A 7,242-nucleotide genomic window follows, 5' to 3' on the forward strand; every position below is an offset into this window, starting at 1 on the left:
GCGGGGGCTTTTTGTTGACGCCTTGCCCCGATGGTATTGAATGCAGGTACAAGAACACGAGGTGGGGGAACCATGATCGCGGCACGCTTGTCCCTGGCGGCGCTCTCGACAGCGCTGGCACTGATCGTCACGACTTGCGGCAGCGCCCAGGCGCAAAGGAAATATGACACCGGTGTCAGCGACACAGAGATCAAGATCGGCAACATCATGCCCTATAGCGGCCCCGCCTCGGCCTATGGCGTGATCGGCAAGACCGAGGCCGCCTATTTCAAGATGGTCAACGCCCATGGCGGCATCAGGGGCCGCAAGATCACGTTCCTTTCCTATGACGACAGCTACTCGCCGCCGAAGACGATGGAACAGGCGCGCCGGCTGGTGGAGGGCGACGAGGTGCTGTTGCTGTTCAACTCGCTCGGCACCGCGACCAACTCCGCGATCCAGAAGTACATGAACGTCAAGCAGGTGCCGCAGTTGTTCGTCGCCTCCGGCGCCTCGAAATGGAACGATCCCAAGGACTATCCCTGGACCATGGGCTGGCAGCCGAGCTACCAGGACGAGGCGCACATCTATGCGAAGTACGTGATGAGGGAGAAGCCGGGTGCCAAGGTCGCCGTGCTCTACCAGAACGACGACTTCGGCAAGGACTATCTGAAGGGACTGAAGGACGCCTTCGGCGATAGAGCGTCGATGATCGTCGCCGAGGAGAGCTACGAGACGTCGGAGCCTACGATCGACAGCCACATCGTCACGCTCAAGGCCTCTGGCGCCGACACCTTCATCAGCGTCACGACGCCGAAATTCGCCGCGCAGGCCATCAAGAAGATCGCCGAGATCGGCTGGGCGCCGCTGCACATCGTCTCCAACGTCTCGGCCTCGGTCGGCGGCGTGATGCAGCCGGCGGGCTTCGAGAATTCGCAGGGAATCGTCTCGGCGTCCTACGTCAAGGACGGCGCCGATCCGCAATGGGACAAGGATCCCGGCATGCAGAAATTCCTCGCCTTCCTCAAGACCAACTATCCGGACGGCAACAGGCTCGACGCGTCCGTCGCATTCGGCTACGGCGCCGCGCAGACCCTGGTGAAGGTGCTGGAGATGTGCGGCGACGAGCTCACCCGCACCAACGTCATGAGGCAGGCGGCGAGCCTGCAGGATTTTGCGCCGGATACGCTGCTGCCGGGCATCACCATCAACACCTCGTCGACCGACTTCGCGCCGATCAAGCAGCTGCAGCTGATGCGCTTCAAGGGCGAGAAGTGGGAGCTGTTCGGCAACATCATGTCCGGAAACATCAGCAACTAGACCGAAGCATGATCTGCTCACAAACGCTTGGCGTGTGTCGCGAGGCAAGGCGCGTACCGCCCACGCATCCGAACCGGGTCATGGCGGGGGGATCGCCCGCGGAGGTCGGCCCGCATTTCTACGTGTTCGACTAAATAACGCCCCCTGCGAGATCACCGCGGGGGGCTTTCTATTGCTGGCCCCAGGTGAAAGGTATTCAATGCAATAAGGAGCCGCGAAGTGCTCCCAATCCAAAAAAACACGACACATCACCGTGATCCAAGGGAGATCAAAAATGCCTGCATTCCATGTGCGATTGGGGGCCTTTTCGGCCGCCCTCGCATTGCTCGCGGCAACCTCCAGCCCCTCCGCCGCACAGAAGAAATACGACATCGGGGCCTCCGACAGCGAAATCAAGATCGGCAACATCATGCCCTACAGCGGAGCAGCCTCCGCCTATGGCGTGATCGGCAAGACCGAGGAGGCCTATTTCCGCAAGATCAATGCCGAGGGCGGCATCAACGGCCGCAAGATCACCTTCATCAGCTATGACGACGCCTATACGCCGCCTAAGACCGTCGAGCAGGCGCGCAAGCTGGTCGAGAGCGACGAGGTGCTGCTGATCTTCAACTCGCTCGGCACGCCGCCGAACTCGGCGATCCAGAGATACATGAACCAGAAGAAGGTGCCGCAGCTGTTCGTCGCCACCGGCGCCACCAAGTGGAACGACCCGAGGGAATTCCCCTGGACGATGGGCTGGCAGCCCAACTACCAGAGCGAGTCGATTATCTATGCCAAGTACATCCTGAAGAACAAGCCGGACGCCAAGATCGCGGTGCTCTACCAGAACGACGATTATGGCAAGGACTATCTGAAGGGATTCAAGGACGGGCTCGGTGCCAAGGCGGCGTCGATGATCGTTGCCGAGGACAGCTACGAGGTGACGGAGCCGACCATCGACTCCCACATCGTCAGGCTCAAGGCCTCCGGCGCCGACGTGTTCTTCAACATCACGACGCCGAAATTCGCGGCGCAGGCGATCAAGAAGAACTTCGAGCTCAACTGGCAGCCGCTGCACTTCCTCAACAATGTCTCATCCTCAATTGGCAGCGTGATCAAGCCGGCGGGCTTCGAGAACGCCCAGGGCATCATCTCGTCGCAATATCTGAAGGATCCGACCGATCTGCAGTGGAAGACCGACAAGGCGATGATCGCCTGGAACGAATTCCTCGATAAATACTATCCGGAAGCCAACCGCGCCGACGCGTCCGTGATGTACGCCTACATCGTCTCCCAGGGCCTCGTGCATGTGCTGAAGGCATGCGGCGACGATCTGACGCGTGCCAACGTCATGAAACAGGCGGCCAGCATCAAGGACTTCGAACCACTCGGCCTGCTGCCGGGCGTCAAGGTCAACACCTCGGCGACCGACTTCGCGCCGCTTTCGCAACTGCAACTGATGCGGTTCAAGGGCGAGACCTGGGAGCGCTTCGGCGAGATCCTGAGCGGCGACGTCGGCGGCTAATTCCCGAGGCGGTTAATTCCCCCGAGGCAGTTTATTCCCGAGGGTGGCGATTAAAGACGCAGCCCCTGCGGCTTTGCCGCAGGGGCTTTTCATTGAGGTGGCCGGCCCGAGATGGTAATGACTGCGGCCAAACAAAGAGCCTCTAGCAAGGAGGCCGCGACACTTCGGTCTGAAACAGGGAGAGAGACATAAATGTCCGCTACCACTAGACTTGCGGTCCTCGGGGCCGCGTTCGCGCTCGTCGCCGCGTCGAGCAGCGCGGCGCTGGCCCAGAAGAAATACGACACCGGCGCCACCGACACCGAGATCAAGATCGGCAACATCATGCCCTACAGCGGACCGGCGTCCGCCTACGGCATCATCGGCCGCACCGAGGCCGCCTATTTCAAGAAGATCAACGAGGCCGGCGGCATCAACGGCCGCAAGATCAATTTCGTCTCCTATGACGACGCTTATTCGCCGCCGAAGGCCGTGGAGCAGGCGCGCAAGCTCGTCGAGAGCGACGAGGTGCTGTTGATCTTCAATTCGCTCGGCACGCCGTCGAACTCGGCGATCCAGAAGTACATGAACTCCAAGAAGGTGCCGCAGCTGTTCGTCGCCACCGGCGCCACCAAGTGGAACGATCCGAAGGATTTCCCGTGGACCATGGGCTGGCAGCCGAACTATCAGAGCGAGACCCAGATCTACGCCAAGTACATCCTGAAGAGCATGCCGAACGCCAAGATCGCCGTGCTGTTCCAGAACGACGACTACGGCAAGGACTATCTCAAGGGCCTGAAGGACGGGCTCGGCCAGAAGGCCGCCAGCATGATCGTCGCCGAGGAGAGCTTTGAGACTTCCGAGCCGACGATCGACAGCCACATCGTCAAGCTCAAGGCCACCAACGCCGACGTCTTCGTCAACATCACGACGCCGAAATTCGCGGCCCAGGCGATCAAGAAGATCTCCGAGATCGGCTGGAAGCCGACCCACTTCCTCAACAACGTCTCGGCCTCGGTCGGCAGCGTGATCAAGCCGGCCGGCTTCGAGAACGCGCAGGACATCATCTCCGCGGCCTATCTGAAGGACGCCTCCGACAAGCAGTGGGACAACGATCCCGGCATGAAGGAGTTCTACGCCTTCATGGCCAAGGACTTCCCCGAGGGCGACAAGCTCGACGGCGGCACCGTAGTCGGCTTCGGCGTGGCGCAGACACTGGTCCAGGTTCTGAAGCAGTGCGGCGACAACCTCACCCGCGAGAACGTCATGAAGCAGGCGGCGAGCCTCAAGGACTTCCGCACCGAGGTGCTGCTGCCCGGCATCAAGATCAACACCGGCCCGACCGACTTCGCCCCGATCAGCCAGCTCCAGCTGATGAAGTTCAAGGGCGAGAAGTGGGAAATGTTCGGCGACGTAATCAGCGCTGACGTCGGCGGCTGAAACCTTCCCAAATCGTGAAAATCCGGCCCCCTGCGACCCGTTCGCAGGGGGTTTTTCTTTGCCTTTCGCTTGCCATCGCTCTATCCGGAAAACCGAAGGACGGCGGGCCGTTTACACTTCGGCGGACGATACGCTAGGTATCGAAGCGGCAGTGCCAACAAGAAGCCGAGCGCCTCCCCGCCGGGCGCAAGAACAGGAGATCCGTAACGTGTCCATGCCATCCCTTCACCGCGCCGCAACTGCCCTGCTCGGTCTCGCCGTGCTTGCGGCGAGCGGCAGCGCCGCGCTGGCGCAGAAGAAATACGACACCGGTGCCAGCGACACCGAGATCAAGGTCGGCAACATCGTGCCGTACAGCGGCCCGGCCTCAGCCTATGGCGTGGTCGGCAAGGCGATGGCGGCGGTGTTCAAGAAGGTGAACGACGACGGCGGCATCAATGGCCGGAAGATCAACTTCATCTCCTATGACGACGCCTATTCGCCGCCCAAGGCGGTCGAGCAGGCCCGCAAGCTCGTCGAGAGCGACGAAGTGCTGCTCTTGTTCGGCACGCTCGGCACCGCCTCCAACACCGCGATCCAGAAATATCTGAACGCCAAGAAGGTGCCGCAGCTGTTCGTCGCGACCGGCGCCACCAAGTGGAACGACCCGAAGGCCTTCCCCTGGACCATGGGCTGGCTGCCCAGCTACCAGAGCGAGTCGCGCATCTATGCGAAGTACCTGATCAAGGAGAAGCCGACCGCGAAGGTCGCGGTGCTCTACCAGAACGACGACATGGGCAAGGACTACCTCAAGGGCCTGAAGGACGGCCTCGCCGGCGATCCCTCGCGCATCGTCGCCGAGGAGAGCTACGAGGTCGCCGAGCCCACGATCGATTCTCATGTGGTGCGGCTGAAATCCTCCACCCCCGACATCATCATCTTCTTCACCACGCCGAAATTCGGCGCGCAGGCGATCAAGAAGCTCGGCGAGATGAACTGGAAGCCGGTCACCATCGTCTCCAACGTCTCGGCCTCGACCGCGACCGTGATGCGCCCCGCGGGCCTCGAGAATTCGCAAGGCGTGATCTCGGCCGCCTATGCCAAGGACGCCAGCGACCCGCAGTGGAAAGACGACGCCGGCATGAAGGCGTTCGACGAGCTGCTCGCCAAATACCTGCCCGACACCAACCGCGTCGACGCCTCCGCGATGACCGGCTACAACATGGGGACCACGATGGTCGAGGTGCTGCGCCGCTGCGGCGACGATCTCACCCGCGCCAACGTCATGAAGCAGGCGGCAAGCCTGAAGCAATTCGCGCAAGGCGGCCTGCTGCCGGGCGTGACGCTGACCACCGGGCCGGACGACTTCCAGCCGATCGAGCAGCTCCAGCTCATGCAGTTCAAAGGCGAGCGCTGGCAGTTGTTCGGCGACGTCATCAGCGGCGAAGTGTCCGGCAACTAACCCGTCTTACGAAAGCGAAGCCATGACCGACCGACGTCCCTTCCTGCGTTCCATCTTCGATGCGGCGGTGGCGGCTGCGCATCCCGACGTCGTGCTGGCGTCGCGGCTGCGGCCGGTGCCGAAGGGACGGGTAATCTGTCTCTGCGCCGGCAAGGGCGCCGCCGCGATGGCCGCGGCGGCCGAGCGGCATTATCTCGACGCGCTCGAGCTCGATCCGTCGCGGCTGGTCGGCATCGCCACCACCCGCCACGGCCATGGCGTGCCGACCCGGCGTATCAAGGTGGTCGAAGCCGGCCATCCCGTGCCTGACGAGGCCGGATTGAAGGGCGCCGACGACACGCTGCGGCTTGCCGCGGAAGCGACGGCGGACGACCTGCTGCTGGTGCTGTTGACCGGCGGCGGCTCGGCGAACTGGATCGCGCCGGTCGAGGGCGTGAGCTTTGCGCAGAAGCAGCAGGTCAACCGGGCGCTGCTGCGCTCCGGCGCGCCGATCGGCGAGATGAACACCGTCCGAAAGCACCTCTCGCGCATCAAGGGCGGCAGGCTGGCGCGCGCCGGCCAGCACGCCGCCGAGATCGCGACGCTCGCGATCTCCGACGTGCCGCACGACGATCCGTCGGCGATCGCGTCGGGCCCGACGGTGCCGGATCTGACCACGCTGGCGGACGCCCGCGCGCTGGTCGCCAAATACAATCTCACGGTCGACGACGCGGTACGCCGCGCGCTCGACGACCCCAGAAACGAAAGCTGCAAGCCCGGCGACCCGGCCTTTGCCCGCGCGACGTTCGAGCTCTTGGCCAAGCCGAAAGCGTCGATCGATGCCGCGGTGAAGGTCGCAAGGGATGCCGGCTACGAGACCATCGCGCTCGGCGCCGATCTCGAAGGCGAGGCCCGCGACGTCGCCGCCGAGCACGCGCGGCTGGCACTGAAGGCCCGCAGCGAAGGCAAGCGCGTCGCGATCGTCTCCGGCGGCGAGCTCACCGTGACGGTGCGCGGCAATGGCCGCGGTGGCCCCAACCAGGAATACGCGCTGGCGCTCGCCGACCTGCTCAAGGACACGCCTGATATCGCGGCGATTGCCGGCGACACCGACGGCGCCGACGGCGGCGCCGGCAGCGCCAGCGATCCCGCCGGCGCGATGATCGACCAGGCGACATTCGCGAAGATAAAGGCGCTTGGGCTCGACCCCCGGGCCTATCTCGAAAACAACGATGCGACGGGGTTCTTTGCCAAGACCGGCGACCTGTTGCTGACGGGACCGACGTTGACCAACGTCAACGATGTCCGCGTGATCCTGGTGGACTAGGCCGTGGGCTCATAAACGCGGTAGCGTGACACAGCGAAGTTATGTCCGCTCGGCTTCTAAAGCGACACGATTGGTGCGCGGCAGCGAAATGACGCGATGGGGCCCTTCGCGACATATTGCAGCGCCGCGCGATCTCGGTCGCTATCGGGGCATAGCGGAAAATGACCGGCAGCCGTCGATTGAAGAGGGCGACGCCTTTGACCCAATGTATGGTCCGGCTGTTTCGGTGACGTCGCCTTTTGGCCCTACGCTAATCATGGGTCAACGTCGTGG

The 7,242-nt window shown here is 63.1% G+C and carries 5 protein-coding genes; all 5 read left to right on the forward strand.

The window, feature by feature from the left end:
- The first annotated feature begins 72 nt into the window (after positions 1-72).
- Positions 73-1,299: an ABC transporter substrate-binding protein gene (locus tag ACFFWD_RS31145; protein WP_376971920.1), complete on the forward strand. Its 1,227-nt coding sequence runs from the start codon at positions 73-75 to the stop codon at positions 1,297-1,299.
- A gap of 274 nt (positions 1,300-1,573) precedes the next feature.
- Positions 1,574-2,803 (forward strand): ABC transporter substrate-binding protein, encoded by a 1,230-nt coding sequence (locus tag ACFFWD_RS31150; protein ID WP_376971922.1) that lies wholly within the window; start codon positions 1,574-1,576, stop codon positions 2,801-2,803.
- Positions 2,804-2,995: 192 nt separating this feature from the next.
- Complete coding sequence (locus ACFFWD_RS31155; RefSeq protein WP_376971924.1) at positions 2,996-4,222, forward strand: ABC transporter substrate-binding protein; 1,227 nt, start codon at positions 2,996-2,998, stop codon at positions 4,220-4,222.
- 214 nt (positions 4,223-4,436) lie between these two features.
- Positions 4,437-5,663 carry an ABC transporter substrate-binding protein gene (locus ACFFWD_RS31160; protein ID WP_376971930.1) on the forward strand — a complete coding sequence of 409 codons (1,227 nt, stop codon included), beginning with the start codon at positions 4,437-4,439 and terminating at the stop codon, positions 5,661-5,663.
- 22 nt (positions 5,664-5,685) lie between these two features.
- Positions 5,686-6,969, forward strand: coding sequence for a glycerate kinase type-2 family protein (locus ACFFWD_RS31165; protein WP_376971926.1), 1,284 nt, complete (start codon positions 5,686-5,688; stop codon positions 6,967-6,969).
- Positions 6,970-7,242: the final 273 nt, after the last annotated feature.

Source organism: Bradyrhizobium erythrophlei (assembly GCF_042430365.1).
Lineage (GTDB): Bacteria > Pseudomonadota > Alphaproteobacteria > Rhizobiales > Xanthobacteraceae > Bradyrhizobium > Bradyrhizobium erythrophlei.

Bases quoted from the DNA above. Each gene is read 5' to 3' on its own strand.
- ACFFWD_RS31145 (WP_376971920.1), top strand. From the start codon at position 73: ATGATCGCGGCACGCTTGTCCCTGGCGGCGCTCTCGACAGCGCTGGCA.
- ACFFWD_RS31150 (WP_376971922.1), top strand. From the start codon at position 1,574: ATGCCTGCATTCCATGTGCGATTGGGGGCCTTTTCGGCCGCCCTCGCA.
- ACFFWD_RS31155 (WP_376971924.1), top strand. From the start codon at position 2,996: ATGTCCGCTACCACTAGACTTGCGGTCCTCGGGGCCGCGTTCGCGCTC.
- ACFFWD_RS31160 (WP_376971930.1), top strand. From the start codon at position 4,437: ATGCCATCCCTTCACCGCGCCGCAACTGCCCTGCTCGGTCTCGCCGTG.
- ACFFWD_RS31165 (WP_376971926.1), top strand. From the start codon at position 5,686: ATGACCGACCGACGTCCCTTCCTGCGTTCCATCTTCGATGCGGCGGTG.